10 protein-coding genes and 1 pseudogene are annotated in these 14,749 nt (G+C 67.7%); 4 read left to right on the top strand and 7 right to left on the bottom strand.

Annotated features, from left to right (window positions below; genetic code table 11):
• Positions 1 to 21 precede the first annotated feature (21 nt).
• Positions 22 to 2,157, top strand: coding sequence for a PIG-L family deacetylase (locus OG883_RS02130; protein WP_266534117.1), 2,136 nt, complete (start codon positions 22 to 24; stop codon positions 2,155 to 2,157).
• 424 nt (positions 2,158 to 2,581) lie between these two features.
• On the opposite strand, the gene OG883_RS02125 is transcribed toward OG883_RS02130, so the two are convergent.
• Positions 2,582 to 2,791, bottom strand: coding sequence for a DUF397 domain-containing protein (locus OG883_RS02125; RefSeq protein WP_266534114.1), 210 nt, complete (start codon positions 2,789 to 2,791; stop codon positions 2,582 to 2,584).
• Positions 2,788 to 3,663 (bottom strand): annotated as a pseudogene (locus OG883_RS02120) (helix-turn-helix domain-containing protein). The gene OG883_RS02125 and the pseudogene OG883_RS02120 overlap by 4 nt, the downstream one beginning before the upstream one ends.
• Positions 3,664 to 3,839: 176 nt before the next feature.
• Here OG883_RS02120 and OG883_RS02115 point away from each other — a divergent pair.
• The 3 genes from OG883_RS02115 (at position 3,840) to OG883_RS02105 (ending at position 5,737) form a co-directional block, all read left to right on the top strand.
• On the top strand, positions 3,840 to 4,331 hold the full coding sequence (locus OG883_RS02115) for an ATP-binding protein (protein ID WP_266541161.1): 492 nt from the start codon (positions 3,840 to 3,842) through the stop codon (positions 4,329 to 4,331).
• A 474-nt stretch (positions 4,332 to 4,805) separates the two neighbouring features.
• Positions 4,806 to 5,345, top strand: coding sequence for a hypothetical protein (locus OG883_RS02110; protein ID WP_266534111.1), 540 nt, complete (start codon positions 4,806 to 4,808; stop codon positions 5,343 to 5,345).
• Positions 5,321 to 5,737 carry a hypothetical protein gene (locus OG883_RS02105; protein ID WP_266534108.1) on the top strand — a complete coding sequence of 139 codons (417 nt, stop codon included), beginning with the start codon at positions 5,321 to 5,323 and terminating at the stop codon, positions 5,735 to 5,737. The genes OG883_RS02110 and OG883_RS02105 overlap by 25 nt, the downstream gene beginning before the upstream one ends.
• Positions 5,738 to 6,009: 272 nt before the next feature.
• Here OG883_RS02105 and tuf read toward each other — a convergent pair whose 3' ends face one another.
• The 5 genes from tuf to OG883_RS02080 form a co-directional block, all read right to left on the bottom strand.
• Complete coding sequence (gene tuf / locus OG883_RS02100) at positions 6,010 to 7,203, bottom strand: elongation factor Tu (protein WP_266534105.1); 1,194 nt, start codon at positions 7,201 to 7,203, stop codon at positions 6,010 to 6,012.
• Positions 7,204 to 7,356: 153 nt separating this feature from the next.
• A complete protein-coding gene (gene fusA, locus OG883_RS02095) occupies positions 7,357 to 9,483 on the bottom strand; it encodes an elongation factor G (protein WP_266534102.1) in 2,127 nt (708 codons plus the stop codon).
• A 38-nt stretch (positions 9,484 to 9,521) separates the two neighbouring features.
• Positions 9,522 to 9,992: a 30S ribosomal protein S7 gene (rpsG, locus tag OG883_RS02090; protein ID WP_266534099.1), complete on the bottom strand. Its 471-nt coding sequence runs from the start codon at positions 9,990 to 9,992 to the stop codon at positions 9,522 to 9,524.
• A 2-nt stretch (positions 9,993 to 9,994) separates the two neighbouring features.
• A complete protein-coding gene (gene rpsL, locus OG883_RS02085) occupies positions 9,995 to 10,366 on the bottom strand; it encodes a 30S ribosomal protein S12 (RefSeq protein ID WP_003948652.1) in 372 nt (123 codons plus the stop codon).
• 379 nt (positions 10,367 to 10,745) lie between these two features.
• Entirely contained in the window at positions 10,746 to 14,669 is a 3,924-nt protein-coding gene (locus tag OG883_RS02080) for a DNA-directed RNA polymerase subunit beta' (protein WP_266534097.1), read from the bottom strand.
• Between the last annotated feature and the right edge of the window lie 80 nt (positions 14,670 to 14,749).

Genomic DNA, 14,749 nt, shown 5'->3' with positions numbered 1-14,749 from the left:
GGAGCGGACGGAGCACGACAGATGAATATCGCGCATGCCCCGGGGCAGCCTGCGGCGCGTTCCACCGGCCCGAGCCGACGGACTGTGGTCACTGCCACGGCAGCCGTCGCCACGGCCGCGGCACTCACCTCCTGCTCGGTGCCCGCCCCGAGGCGAGCCGGGCCCATGGCCGACCCCGCGCCCGGGATGCCCATAGCCACCTCGCGGCGCGCACAGCTGATGCAGATCCTGGCCCACCCGGACGACGATCTGTACTTCATGAACCCCGACACCCAGCGGATGCTCGACTCCGGGGTACCGCTGGTCTGTGTGTATGTCACCGCGGGGGAGGCCAACGGCCTCAACAAGGTGCCCGGGCAGCCCACGCCGGTGGCCGACAAGACCGCGTACTCCTCCGCCCGCCATCAGGGGCTGCGCCAGGCTTACGCGGCGCTGCTCGGCCTGCCCAGGTTCACCGACTGGCAGAAGGGCGTCGCCACCCTGCGCGGCGACCAGCGGGCCGAGATCAACACCCTCGCCAACGGGGCCCGCCGGGTCGAGCTGATCTTCCTCAATCTGGCCATGCACACCGCGCGGGGCGGCCGGATGGGCCTGCCCAGTCTGTGGAAGGACCGGGCGCTCGGTCTGCGCACCGTCGTCGCCGACGACTCCCCCGTACGCAAGGCCGGTTCGTACGACTACGACCAGCTCGTCGACGTACTGGTCGGGCTGATGGACCGCTACCGGCCCACGGCCGTGCACACCCTGGACCCCGACCCGGACATCCAGTACAGCGACGAAACCACCCGTAAGAACGACAGCGAGCAGCGCGGCTACTCGGACCACGCCGACCACACCGCCGTGGCCTGCTTCAGCTGGGCCGCCATGGTGAGCTGGGTGGCCGAGGCCACCCAGGAGGGCGGCCAGGTGCCCGCCTTCGTCGCCACGTCCTTCCGCGGCTACTACAACCGCCACTGGCCGAAGAACCTGCCGGAGAGCGTGCTGAAGCGGAAGGCCGCGCATCTGGTCCCGTACGGCGGCGACGCCGCGTGGGAGTGCGGCAACGCGGCAGGCTGCGGCGACTACAACGTCGGCGGCAAGCGGCCCCTGAAGAACAAGAAGGGCTGGGTCCGCTCCACCCACTACCGCTACCCGGGCGCCCGCCCTGCGGTGGCCGCCGAGCCGGACGGCAGGCTGGCCGCGTACGGAGTCCTGGGGCTGCGCGCGGTGCGGTGGCGCGAGACCGAGCGCGACAGCGGCCGGTGGGGCAACCCGGACGACCTGGGCGGCGGTCCGCTGGCGCCCGCGCTCGGCGCGGCAACCCTGGCGGACGGCCGGCAGCTGCTGTTCGGGCTGCGCTTCTCCGCCCTCAGCGGGCACGGCGCGGCCAACACCCGCGAGATCGTGCTGCTGGAGCAGCGCTCCGCCGGCGGCCCCTTCCTCGCCTGGCAGGGGCTGGGCAATCCGGAGCGGACCGACGACCGCGGGCGGCGGATCGGCGTTCCGGTGGCGGTGACGGCCCCCGACGGCCGGGTGCATCTGTTCGTACGCAACGCGGACAAGGGCATCAGCACCCGGGTCCGTGACACGGAAGGCCACTGGGACGGCTGGCAGGACCTCGCAGGCAGCGAGATCCAGGACGGCCTGACCACCGTGGTGGACGGCGCCGGACGCATCCATGTCTTCGGCGCGGGCCACGCGAGCGTGCACCACTGGACGCAGGACGCGCCCGGGCAGCCGCTGACGCACCGGCCCGCCGGGCAGCTGCCGGTCGCCGTGGACTCCCCCGCCGCGCTGGCCGGCAAGGACGGCCGCATACAGCTGCTGTACCGCGTGGAGCGGGCCTGGAAGCAGGAGACGCCGGACGACGGCCGCGGGACGGCGTCCCACCGGCTGACGGCCGTCCGCCCCGACGGTGGGCGGCTGCCCGCCGTACGTTTCGACGGCTACGGCCCGGTGAGCGCGGCCACTGCCCCGAACGGAGCCGTACTTCTCGGCAGGGATCTCCGCGGGCAGGTACAACTACGCCTCGGGGGGCGGCTGTTGACCCGTACGTCCGGCCCACTGGCACTGGACACTCCCGCCCTGCACCTGGGCCGCTCGGGCGCCACCGTCGTGGGCCTGGGGGCGGACGCGCACCCCTGGATCTGGGCGCCCGAGGCAAGTACCGCCGGCTGACGCACCGGCGACCGGGCGCCTACAGCGGCAGCGACAACGCGAAGGCCCGCATCAGAGATGCGGCCTTCGCTGATACTCATGCGCGAGCCAGGTGGGCGCCGACAGGACCGCGCTCCAGGCCCCGTTCCGCTCCGGCGTGGAGATCCAGGACTACCAGCTGGACCCGGCGGTGCGCGCTCTGCCGATGCCGCGCACCAATCTGCTGATCGCGGACGACGTGGGTCTCAAGCAAGACCGCCGAGGCGGGCCTGGTCATGCAGGACGGCAGTTGCACGTGACCGAGCCGGGAACGCCGGTGCGCACTCGACAGCCGGCGAAGACTTCGAGGACGGCTGTTCTCCCAGCCCGACGCCCTGTTCTGACTGCTCAAAGCAACTCGCCCCGCACTCGGCATCAACCGGGGGCGGGGCGCGAGCAGTTGAGGTCAGCGCTCCGTCGCGTACGTCACGAAATCCGCCCAGGCATCCATCGTGAGCGCAAGCTGAGGGCCCCCGATGTTCTTGGAGTCACGGACGTGCACCGTGCGGGGGGTACGCGAAATCTCGACGCAGGAGTCACCTTCGCTGCCACTGCTGTAGCTGCTCTTGAACCACTCCAACTCGGAAGCGTCCCCAGCAGATCCCTTGCGGATCATGTCTCTCCCAGCGCTTGCTCGATGAAGGCCAGCGACTCTCGTGGCGTGAGAGCCTGGGCCCGGATGATGCCATACCGCAGCTCAAGGATCCGGAGCTGCTTCGGATCGGACACCGGACGGCCGTTGAACGCCCCTTCAGAGCGTCCGACCGCAGACCCATCCTTGAACTTCAGCACCTCGATCCCACCGTCCACTCCAGCATGCTCCTCACGGTCGAGTGGCATCACCTGGATCTCGACGTTGCGCAACTGCCCAGCTTCAAGCAGACGTTCGAGCTACCCCCGTAGCACCATCTTCCCTCCGAGAGGACGCTGGAGCGTCACCTCTTCCTGGACAAAGCTGAGTTCTGGGGCAGGCGATCGCTCAAAGATCGACTGCCTCGCCATGCGCGCGGCCACCGCCCGTTCCACCTCATCCTGTGAATACGCGGGCCGACGCATCCCGAACAACGCCCGCGCGTACTCCTCTGTCTGCAAAAGGCCGTGGACGCTGTGGGTGCTGTACAGCGCAAGCTCGACAGCCTGCGCCTCCAACCGCGCAAGCTCCCGCACCCTCTTCGGGTACCGGACCTCCGCCACGTCCTGCTTCATCGCGGCGATCAGCCCACCCGCCCCCAGCACCTCGTCCGCCCTGTCCAGGTACTCCTGGCGCGGAATCCGCTTGCCCGCCTCGACCTTGTAGACCAGGTCCTCCCCGTACCCGATCGCCACCCCGAACTCGCCCGCCCGCATCCCGGCCGCCTCGCGCCGAAGCTTGAGCTGCCGCCCCACCGTCGCGACGACCGCCGCCCCCGACTCGTCCTCGGGGTCGACCTCCCAACCGGGCTCGTCCGTCTCGCCCTCGGGCTCTGTACCGTCCGTTTCCACCGTCATCCGCACCCGCACGCACCTCCGACATACCGCCGAACCCTCCGCACCTGAGACGACGCCCGTACCCGTGCGGCCCCCTCCGGACAGATCCGACAGCGCCGGACAAGCCCTGGACAGTCACCGTACGCAACCGAGTCGTCACTGGTCAGCGTAGGCGCGCCCCCGCCACGCTGGGCGGCCTGAACCAGAAAACCACCCAACTCGGTGCCACCACGCCTCGCTTCACCGTGCTGCTCTCCCCCACCCGGCGCGGCGCGCGCCTCGCCCGGCTGCTCGCCGCCACACAGCTGCGCGAGTGGGACGTCGCGTGCGGGGTGACCGAGCGGGCGGAACACGTCGTCGCCGAACTCGCCGCCAATGCGGCCCTGCACGGCCGGGTGCCGGGCCGGGACTTCCGGCTGGCGCTCACCACGACGGAGGACGGCCGCGTACTGCGCATCGAGGTGACCGACACCCGCCACGACCATCTGCCGGGCACCTTTCCCCAACAGCCCTGCCCCGACGACGAGTCGGGGCGGGGACTGCTGCTGGTCGAGTCCCTGTCCGACCGGTGGGGTGTCATCCCGGGGCCCCTCCCCCGCAAGACCGTGTGGGCCGAACTCGCCCTTGCGCCGGAACCCGACCAAGCCCCACTCCTCCCGCCCGGGGCCCATCCTCACTCACGCGAGTGAACATCACCGACCTCGCTGGACCCGGGAGCCGTCGCCCGTTCTACGCTCGGCGCGACACAACCGCAGGCAGACGCCGACCCCCGCCGGGACGCGTATCCCAGCGCGACGGCCCCGCCACGTTCCGCGTCCCCGCCGCACCACCGGCCGTCCGGCACCCGCTCCAGACGTGCGAGGACTGCGACCGCTCCTTCCGGGTCCCGCAACCGGGCACGTGCCGGGCGGGCGCAGCGGCGGCGGGCCGAACCACGAGAACCCGTGGGGGCTGGGATGCCGTACCGGCAGGATGGCCCGCACAGCACTCCGAGGGGACCGATGACGGCTTCAGTCAGGAGCAGACCACAGGGGCGGACCGGCCGCGCCTGCCGCGCCGTGCCCGCCATCCGTCACTCCCGAGCTCTCCGCCGCAACCTCCTCCAGGACAACGCCCTCCCGTATCCGACAGGACTTCACGTGCTGCCTGGAGGTGCGACTGTGATGACCGGCGACAGCTGGCGCGAGCGCAGGCGCGCGCTCCTGGCGGAGGACCCCGCAGCCGCTGAGACCGCCGCTGCGCGGCTCCTCGACGACATGGGCACCGAGGAGCGGGACGAGGAGGAGATCGAGGCCGAGCACCGGGCGAGCCGCCTCGCGGCGGTCCGCGTGTACGAGCCGGACGCCCGCCTCGACGAAGAGCTTCTGCTCCGCCTGACCGGCCCGGACACCGAAGGGGGCGCTCTCCGCTTCCAGTGGGGCGACGCCCTGCTCAACCCCGTGGAGAACGCGGTCTCCGCCGCAGCGGGCACCCCGGTGCAGCTGGAACTCACCGGCATCTCGGCGGGCAGCACCGTAGCCCATGCCCGCCCCGTGATCCCCGCCGCCTCCTCGGAAGAGCACACCCTGGACGCACCCGCCACGTCCGCCGCAAGCACGGGCATGCACACGCTCACCAGGCTGCTCACTGCCCTGGAGTCGGACAGGACATCCAGGAATGGGCGCGGCTCTTCGACGCGGTGGAAGCGCTGGCCCGCGCCCTGAGCAAGTACCGGCTCGACCTGGGCATGACCTGGTACGCCGCCGACGGCGGAATGCGCCGCGCCCGGCTGACCGAACGGGGCAGGCGCCATGTCGAACGGCTCCGCGAGACGAGAAACCGCGACCAGGTGATCACCATCTCCGGCCGCATCACCGAGCTGCGCGAAAGCGGCTGGGTGAAGGTCAAGACGGGCACGGCCAAGAACGCGCCGGCCTACGACGTCCACTTCGAGGTGCCTGAGGAACTGCTGCGCATGCGTCCTGGCCTCGGGGACAACGTCCACTTCCGGGTCCGCTTCCGTCAACGCCTGGATTCCGTGGGCATCGCACGGTCCACCGAGTACACGTACCTGGGACCGGCGGCCGAACAGCCGCCTCTGCCCGTGGCCCCCTGAGCGGGCCGGGCCGGGCCGCCGGCTCCGCCGTCACACCCTGCCACCCAACGCGAACCGCTTCCCCCTGCGCATCCGTACCCCCATACCGCTGGGCTCCACGTCACCCGTGACCACGACCTCCAGCCGGTCGCGAAAGGCCGCCGTCGCCCAGTCCACGGCGCAGCAATCCGCCCGAGCAGCAGCGGAGGCCCCAGCACACGCAAAGGGCCCGTACGACCGAAGTCGTACGGGCCCCTTTCGCAGCTCAGGGAGCTACCAGGTCAGATCAGCAATTACTTGTTGATCTTGGTGACCTGGCCGGCGCCGACGGTCCGGCCACCCTCACGGATGGCGAACTTGAGGCCCTCCTCCATGGCGACGGGCTGGATCAGCTCGACGGTCATGGTGGTGTTGTCGCCCGGCATGACCATCTCGGTGCCCTCGGGGAGGGTCACCACGCCGGTCACGTCCGTGGTACGGAAGTAGAACTGCGGGCGGTAGTTGTTGAAGAACGGGGTGTGACGGCCACCCTCGTCCTTCGACAGGATGTAGGCCTGGGCCTCGAAGCTGGTGTGCGGCGTAACCGAACCCGGCTTGATGATGACCTGGCCGCGCTCGACGTCCTCGCGCTTGATGCCACGGAGGAGCAGACCGACGTTCTCACCGGCCTGGCCCTCGTCGAGCAGCTTGCGGAACATCTCGATGCCGGTGACCGTGGTGGTGGTCTTCTCGGTCTTGATACCGACGATGTCGACGGTCTCGTTGACCTTCAGGACACCACGCTCGATACGACCGGTGACGACGGTGCCACGACCGGTGATCGTGAAGACGTCCTCGATCGGCATCAGGAACGGCTTGTCGACGTCACGCTCGGGCTGCGGGATGGACTCGTCGACGGCCTTCATCAGGTCGAGAACGGTCTTGCCCCACTCGGCGTCGCCCTCGAGCGCCTTGAGCGCCGAGACCTTGACGACCGGCAGGTCGTCGCCCGGGAACTCGTACTCGGAGAGGAGCTCACGAACCTCGAGCTCGACGAGCTCCAGGATCTCCTCGTCGTCCACCATGTCGGCCTTGTTCAGCGCGACAACGATGTAGGGAACGCCGACCTGGCGGGCCAGGAGCACGTGCTCCTTGGTCTGCGGCATCGGGCCGTCGGTGGCGGCAACCACGAGGATGGCGCCGTCCATCTGCGCCGCACCCGTGATCATGTTCTTGATGTAGTCCGCGTGACCCGGGCAGTCGACGTGCGCGTAGTGACGCGACTCCGTCTGGTACTCGACGTGCGCGATGGAGATGGTGATACCGCGCTGGCGCTCCTCAGGAGCCTTGTCGATCTGGTCGAAGGCCGAAGCCTCGTTCAGGTCCGGGTACGCGTCATGCAGCACCTTGGTAATGGCGGCCGTGAGGGTCGTCTTACCGTGGTCAATGTGACCGATGGTGCCGATGTTGACGTGCGGCTTAGTCCGCTCGAACTTCGCCTTCGCCACTGGGTCCTCCTGTGGAGTGGTTCTGTACGCCTTGCTTCATCGGCGCCAGGTGATCTTTGCTGGGATGCCGGGGCCCGGGCCATTCCCTCCCTGAATCGGAGGGAATGCCCCAGCAGGCTCCGGTGACAAGCCTAAAGCGTGAACTCGGGAGAGTTACTCGCCCTTGGCCTTCGCGATGATCTCCTCGGCGACGTTCCGCGGAACCTCGGCGTAGGAGTCGAACTGCATCGAGTAGCTTGCGCGACCCGAGGTCTTGCTGCGGAGGTCTCCGACGTAGCCGAACATCTCCGAGAGGGGCACGAGGCCCTTCACGACGCGAGCACCGCTGCGCTCCTCCATGGCCTGGATCTGGCCACGGCGGGAGTTGAGGTCGCCGATGACATCGCCCATGTAGTCCTCGGGCGTGGTCACCTCGACGGCCATCATCGGCTCGAGCAGCACGGGGGACGCCTTGCGGGCACCCTCCTTGAACGCCTGCGAACCGGCGATCTTGAATGCCAGCTCGGAGGAGTCGACCTCGTGGTAGCCACCATCGAGAAGGGTGACGCGGACGCCCACCATCTCGTAGCCGGCCAGGATGCCGAACTGCATGGCCTCCTGCGCACCCGCGTCAACCGACGGGATGTACTCACGGGGGATACGGCCACCCGTGACCTTGTTCACGAACTCGTAGGTCGCGTCGCCGCCCTCGATGGGCTCCAGCGCGATCTGCACCTTCGCGAACTGACCGGTACCACCGGTCTGCTTCTTGTGCGTGTAGTCGATACGCTCGACGGTCTTGCGGATCGTCTCGCGGTACGCGACCTGGGGCTTGCCGACGTTCGCCTCGACGCGGAACTCGCGCCGCATGCGGTCGACCAGCACCTCGAGGTGAAGCTCGCCCATACCACCGATGATGGTCTGGCCGGTCTCCTCGTCGGAGTGAACCTGGAAGGAGGGGTCCTCCTCCGCGAGACGCTGGATGGCAACACCCAGCTTCTCCTGGTCACCCTTGGACTTGGGCTCGATCGCGACCTGAATGACCGGCGCCGGGAAGTCCATGGACTCCAGGATCACCGGGTTCTTCTCGTCGCACAGCGTCTCACCGGTGGTGGTCTGCTTCAGGCCCATGACGGCGACGATGTCGCCGGCGCCCACCGAGGCGATCTCCTCACGCTTGTTCGCGTGCATACGGTAGATCTTGCCGATGCGCTCCTTCTTGCCCTTGGTGGGGTTCAGCACAGCGGTGCCGGACTCCAGGCGACCCGAGTAAACCCGGATGAAGGTGAGCTTGCCCAGGTGCGGGTCGCTCGCGATCTTGAAGGCCAGAGCAGCCAGCGGCTCGTCCTCGGACGGGCGGCGCATGACGACCTTCTCCGCGTCCTTGACGTCGTGGCCCTCAATGCCTTCGACGTCCAGGGGGGAGGGGAGGTAGCGCACAACCGCGTCGAGCAGGGGCTGAACGCCCTTGTTCTTGAACGCGGTACCGCAGAAGACGGGGGTGACGGTGGTGCCGCCGCCCTTGCCGGACGCGATGGTGATACGACGGATGGCGGCGTACAGCTGCTCCTCGGTGGGCTCCTGGCCCTCGAGGTACAGCTCCATCATCTCGTCGTCGTTCTCGGAGACAGCCTCGAGGAGCTTGCCGCGCCACTCGTCGGCCGCCTCGGTGTGCGTGGCGGGGATGTCGACGACGTCGTACATCTCGCCCTTGGTGGCCTCGGCGGACCAGACAAGAGCCTTCATACGAACGAGGTCGATGACGCCCTCGAAGTTCGCCTCGGCACCGATCGGCAGCTGCATCACGATCGGGGTCGCGCCGAGGCGGTCCACGATCATGTCGACACAGCGGTGGAACTCGGCACCGGTGCGGTCGAGCTTGTTGACGAAGCAGATACGCGGAACGCCGTAGCGGTCCGCCTGACGCCACACAGTCTCGGACTGCGGCTCAACGCCGGCGACACCGTCGAACACCGTGACGGCACCGTCGAGCACGCGGAGCGAACGCTCCACCTCGACCGTGAAGTCGACGTGACCCGGGGTGTCGATGATGTTGATGGTGTGATCGACGTCCTCGAGCGGCCAGTGACAGGTCGTCGCGGCGGACGTGATCGTGATGCCGCGCTCCTGCTCCTGCTCCATCCAGTCCATCGTGGCAGCGCCGTCGTGGACCTCACCGATCTTGTAGCTCACACCGGTGTAAAACAGGATGCGCTCGGTGGTCGTCGTCTTGCCCGCGTCGATGTGGGCCATGATCCCAATGTTGCGGACCTTGGCCAGGTCAAGCGAAGTGGTGGCCATAAGGCTCAATCTTCTCTCGGTCTCGATGTGGGTAGCGACTACCAGCGGTAGTGCGCGAAGGCCTTGTTGGACTCGGCCATCTTGTGCGTGTCCTCACGCTTCTTGACCGCAGCGCCGAGGCCGTTGGAGGCGTCGAGCAGTTCGTTCATGAGGCGCTCGGTCATGGTCTTCTCGCGGCGGGCGCGGGAGTAACCCACGACCCAGCGGAGCGCGAGGGTGGCGGCGCGACCGGGCTTGACCTCGATCGGCACCTGGTAGGTGGCGCCACCAACACGGCGGGACTTGACCTCGAGAGTCGGCTTGACGTTCTCGAGGGCGCGCTTCAGCGTGATGACCGGGTCTGCACCGGTCTTCTCGCGGAGGCCTTCCATGGCGCCGTAGACGATCCGCTCGGCAGTGGAACGCTTGCCGTTGAGCAGGATCTTGTTGATCAGCGACGTGACAAGAGGAGAACCGTAGACCGGGTCGATGATGACCGGGCGCTTCGGGGCGGGGCCCTTACGAGGCATTCTTACTTCTCCTTCTTGGCGCCGTAGCGGCTGCGGGCCTGCTTGCGGTTCTTGACACCCTGGGTGTCAAGGGAACCGCGGATGATCTTGTAGCGAACACCCGGCAGGTCCTTCACACGGCCACCACGCACGAGCACGATGGAGTGCTCCTGCAGGTTGTGTCCCTCACCCGGAATGTAGGCCGTGACCTCGATGCCGGAGGTCAGACGCACACGCGCGACCTTCCGCAGCGCCGAGTTCGGCTTCTTCGGGGTGGTCGTGAACACACGCGTGCAGACGCCGCGACGCTGAGGGGAACCCTCGAGGGCGGGCGTCTTGTTCTTCTCGACCTTGTCTTGCCGGCCCTTCCGGACCAGCTGCTGGATCGTAGGCACTACTTCTCCGGTTTCTGTGTGCCGTATGTGAAACTAACCTGGAACGTCGCCGACCCACGCGGTCGGGTGTGTCGAATACTGCAGGCCCCCACCGGAAGGCGGGAAGAGCGCAGATTACGGCGGCCGCCAACAGGCTCGACATGCGGTTGAGGACACGCACACGAGCCCAGGCACACCCCAGGCACAAGGACAGAGCGTACCTACCGCATCGGCTCCGGTCAAAACAAATGCACACGCGCAGGACACACCGGCCTGCAACATACGGCACAGGGCGGCCATCCCGCGAGGGATGGCCGCCCTGACCTGTGCTGTCCCGGGGACAACCCCGGCCCCCCAGCCCCCCGGCAGAAAACACCAGGGGGTCCAGGGGCTCTACGCCTTACTGGTTGTACGGACCGTAGTCGTAGTCCTCCAGCGGAACGGCCTGGCCGGAGCCGGTGCCGAACGGCGAGTAGTCGATGTCGTCGTAGCCGACGGCCGAGTACATCGCGGCCTTGGCCTCCTCGGTGGGCTCCACCCGGATGTTGCGGTAGCGGGACAGACCCGTACCGGCCGGGATGAGCTTACCGATGATGACGTTCTCCTTGAGGCCGATCAGGGAGTCCGACTTGGCGTTGATCGCCGCGTCGGTCAGAACCCTGGTCGTCTCCTGGAAGGACGCCGCCGACAGCCACGACTCGGTGGCGAGCGAGGCCTTGGTGATACCCATCAGCTGCGGACGGCCGGAGGCCGGGTGGCCGCCTTCCGTGACCACACGACGGTTCTCGGTCTCGAACTTCGAGCGCTCGACGAGCTCGCCCGGCAGCAGCTCCGCGTCGCCGGACTCGATGATCGTCACACGGCGCAGCATCTGCCGGATGATGATCTCGATGTGCTTGTCGTGGATCGACACACCCTGCGAGTTGTAGACCTTCTGGACCTCGCCGACCAGGTGGACCTGGACCGCGCGCTGACCGAGGATCCGCAGCACGTCGTGCGGGTTGGTGGCACCCACGGTGAGCTTCTGGCCCACCTCGACGTGGTCGCCCTCGCCCACCAGCAGACGGGCACGCTTGGAGATCGGGAAGGCCGTCTCCTCGGCGCCGTCGTCGGGGGTGACAACGAGCTTCTTGGTCTTCTCGGTCTCCTCGATACGGACGCGGCCTGCCGCCTCCGAGATCGGGGCGACACCCTTGGGCGTACGAGCCTCGAAGAGCTCGACGACACGGGGCAGACCCTGGGTGATGTCGTCACCGGCCACACCACCGGTGTGGAAGGTACGCATCGTCAGCTGGGTACCGGGCTCACCGATGGACTGGGCGGCGATGATGCCGACCGCCTCACCGATGTCCACCAGCTTGCCGGTGGCGAGCGAACGGCCGTAGCAGTACGCACACGTGCCGACCGCGGACTCACAGGTCAGGACCGAGCGGGTCTTGACCTCCTGGACGCCCGCGGCGACGACCGCGTCGATGAGCACATCGCCCAGGTCGACATTGGCCGGCGCGATGACCTTGCCGTCGACGACGACGTCCTCGGCGAGCATGCGGGCGTACACGGACGTCTCGACGTCCTCAGCCTTGCGCAGCACACCGTCGGCGCCGCGCTCGGCGATCCGCAGCTTCAGACCGCGGTCGGTGCCACAGTCCTCCTCGCGGATGATGACGTCCTGCGAGACGTCCACCAGACGACGGGTCAGGTAACCCGAGTCGGCGGTACGCAGGGCGGTGTCCGCCAGACCCTTACGGGCACCGTGCGTGGAGATGAAGTACTCCAGCACGGACAGACCCTCACGGAACGACGCCTTGATGGGACGCGGAATCGTCTCGTTCTTGGCGTTGGACACCAGACCACGCATACCGGCGATCTGACGCATCTGCATCATGTTTCCTCGGGCACCCGAGTCAACCATCATGAAGATGGGGTTCGTCTTGGGGAAGTTCGCGTTCATCGCCTCGGCAACCTCATTGGTCGCCTTGGTCCAGATCGCGATGAGCTCCTGCGTGCGCTCGTCCTTGGTGATCAGACCGCGCTCGTACTGCTTCTGGACCTTCTCGTCCTGCTCCTCGTAGCCCTTGACGATCGCCTTCTTGGCCTCGGGGACCACGACGTCGGAGATGGCCACGGTGACACCGGAACGGGTCGCCCAGAAGAAGCCGGCCGCCTTCAGGTTGTCGAGCGTCGCCGCCACGATGACCTTGGGGTAGCGCTCGGCGAGGTCGTTGACGATCTCGGAGAGCTGCTTCTTGCCCACCGAGTAGTCGACGAACGGGTAGTCCTCGGGCAGCAGCTCGTTGAAGAGCGCGCGGCCCAGAGTCGTACGCAGCCGGAAGCTGTCGCCCTGCTGCCACTCCCCCGCGACGGAGTCGCTGATGGATGCAGCGCCCTCTTCGCCGACCGGCGGGGTCCAGCCGCGCGGCGGGATGGTGCCCACCGGGAAGCGGATGTCGACCTTCGCCTGGAGCGAGAGCTCGCGGGCGTCGAACGCCATGATCGCCTCGGCCGTGGAGCCGAAGGACCGGCCCTCACCGATGACCTTGCGCTCTTCCTCGTCGGTCGTGAGGAAGAACAGGCCCAGCACCATGTCCTGGGTCGGCATGGTGACCGGACGGCCGTCGGCCGGCTTCAGGATGTTGTTCGAGGACAGCATCAGGATGCGGGCCTCGGCCTGCGCCTCCGCGGAGAGCGGCAGGTGCACGGCCATCTGGTCACCGTCGAAGTCCGCGTTGAACGCGGTGCAGACGAGCGGGTGGATCTGGATGGCCTTGCCCTCGACCAGCTGCGGCTCGAAGGCCTGGATGCCGAGGCGGTGCAGCGTCGGTGCACGGTTCAGCAGCACCGGGTGCTCGGCGATGACCTCTTCGAGCACGTCGTACACGACCGTGCGGCCGCGCTCGACCATGCGCTTGGCCGACTTGATGTTCTGCGCGTGGTTCAGGTCGACCAGGCGCTTCATCACGAACGGCTTGAAGAGCTCCAGCGCCATGGCCTTGGGCAGACCGCACTGGTGCAGCTTCAGCTGCGGGCCGACGACGATCACGGAACGCGCGGAGTAGTCCACACGCTTACCGAGAAGGTTCTGACGGAATCGGCCCTGCTTGCCCTTCAGCATGTCGCTGAGGGACTTGAGCGGGCGGTTACCGGGACCGGTCACCGGGCGACCACGGCGGCCGTTGTCGAACAGCGCGTCGACGGCCTCCTGCAGCATCCGCTTCTCGTTGTTCACGATGATCTCGGGGGCACCGAGGTCAAGGAGACGCTTGAGACGGTTGTTGCGGTTGATCACACGGCGGTACAGGTCGTTCAGGTCGGAGGTCGCGAAGCGGCCACCGTCCAGCTGCACCATCGGACGCAGGTCCGGCGGGATGACCGGCACGCAGTCGAGCACCATGCCCTTGGGGCTGTTGCTGGTCTGCAGGAACGCGGAGACGACCTTGAGGCGCTTGAGCGCACGGGTCTTCTTCTGGCCCTTGCCGGTACGGATGATCTCGCGGAGACGCTCGGCCTCCTCCTCGAGGTCGAAGGACTCCAGGCGCTTCTGCAGCGCCGCGGCACCCATCGAGCCGTCGAAGTACGTGCCGAAGCGGTCACGCAGCTCGCGGTAGAGCAGCTCGTCGCCCTCGAGGTCCTGGACCTTGAGGTTCTTGAAGCGGCTCCACACCTCGTCGAGGCGGTCGATCTCGCGCTGCGCACGGTCGCGCAGCTGCTTCATCTCACGCTCGGCGCCTTCGCGCACCTTGCGGCGCACATCGGCCTTGGCACCCTCGGCCTCGAGCTCGGCCAGGTCGGTCTCGAGCTTCTTGGCGCGGGCCTCGAGGTCGGCGTCACGGCGGTTCTCGACCTGCTGGCGCTCGACGGAGACGTGGGCCTCCAGCGAGGGCAGGTCGCGCGTCCGGCGCTCCTCGTCCACGAACGTGATCATGTACGCGGCGAAGTAGATGACCTTCTCGAGGTCCTTCGGCGCGAGGTCGAGCAGGTAGCCAAGGCGCGAGGGGACGCCCTTGAAGTACCAGATGTGGGTGACAGGCGCGGCCAGCTCAATGTGGCCCATCCGCTCACGGCGCACCTTGGCGCGGGTGACCTCGACGCCACAGCGCTCACAGATGATGCCCTTGAAGCGGACACGCTTGTACTTACCGCAGTAGCACTCCCAGTCCCGGGTCGGACCGAAGATCTTCTCGCAGAAGAGTCCGTCCTTCTCGGGCTTGAGCGTGCGGTAGTTGATGGTCTCCGGCTTCTTCACTTCGCCGTGGGACCACTGTCGGATGTCGTCCGCGGTCGCAAGGCCGATCCGCAGCTCGTCGAAGAAGTTGACGTCGAGCACTATGCGTCAATCCCTCTCAGGGGGTCGTGCCCCTCGCCGTAAAGCGAGATATCGGGCGCTAAATCATGGTCTGTACGGGT

Source organism: Streptomyces sp. NBC_01142 (assembly GCF_026341125.1).
GTDB lineage: Bacteria > Actinomycetota > Actinomycetes > Streptomycetales > Streptomycetaceae > Streptomyces.
This window is presented reverse-complemented; position numbering and strand designations above follow the sequence as displayed.

Bases quoted from the DNA above. Each gene is read 5' to 3' on its own strand.
- OG883_RS02130 (WP_266534117.1), top strand. From the start codon at position 22: ATGAATATCGCGCATGCCCCGGGGCAGCCTGCGGCGCGTTCCACCGGC.
- OG883_RS02110 (WP_266534111.1), top strand. From the start codon at position 4,806: ATGACCGGCGACAGCTGGCGCGAGCGCAGGCGCGCGCTCCTGGCGGAG.
- OG883_RS02125 (WP_266534114.1), bottom strand. From the start codon at position 2,791: ATGATCCGCAAGGGATCTGCTGGGGACGCTTCCGAGTTGGAGTGGTTC.
- fusA (WP_266534102.1), bottom strand. From the start codon at position 9,483: ATGGCCACCACTTCGCTTGACCTGGCCAAGGTCCGCAACATTGGGATC.
- rpsG (WP_266534099.1), bottom strand. From the start codon at position 9,992: ATGCCTCGTAAGGGCCCCGCCCCGAAGCGCCCGGTCATCATCGACCCG.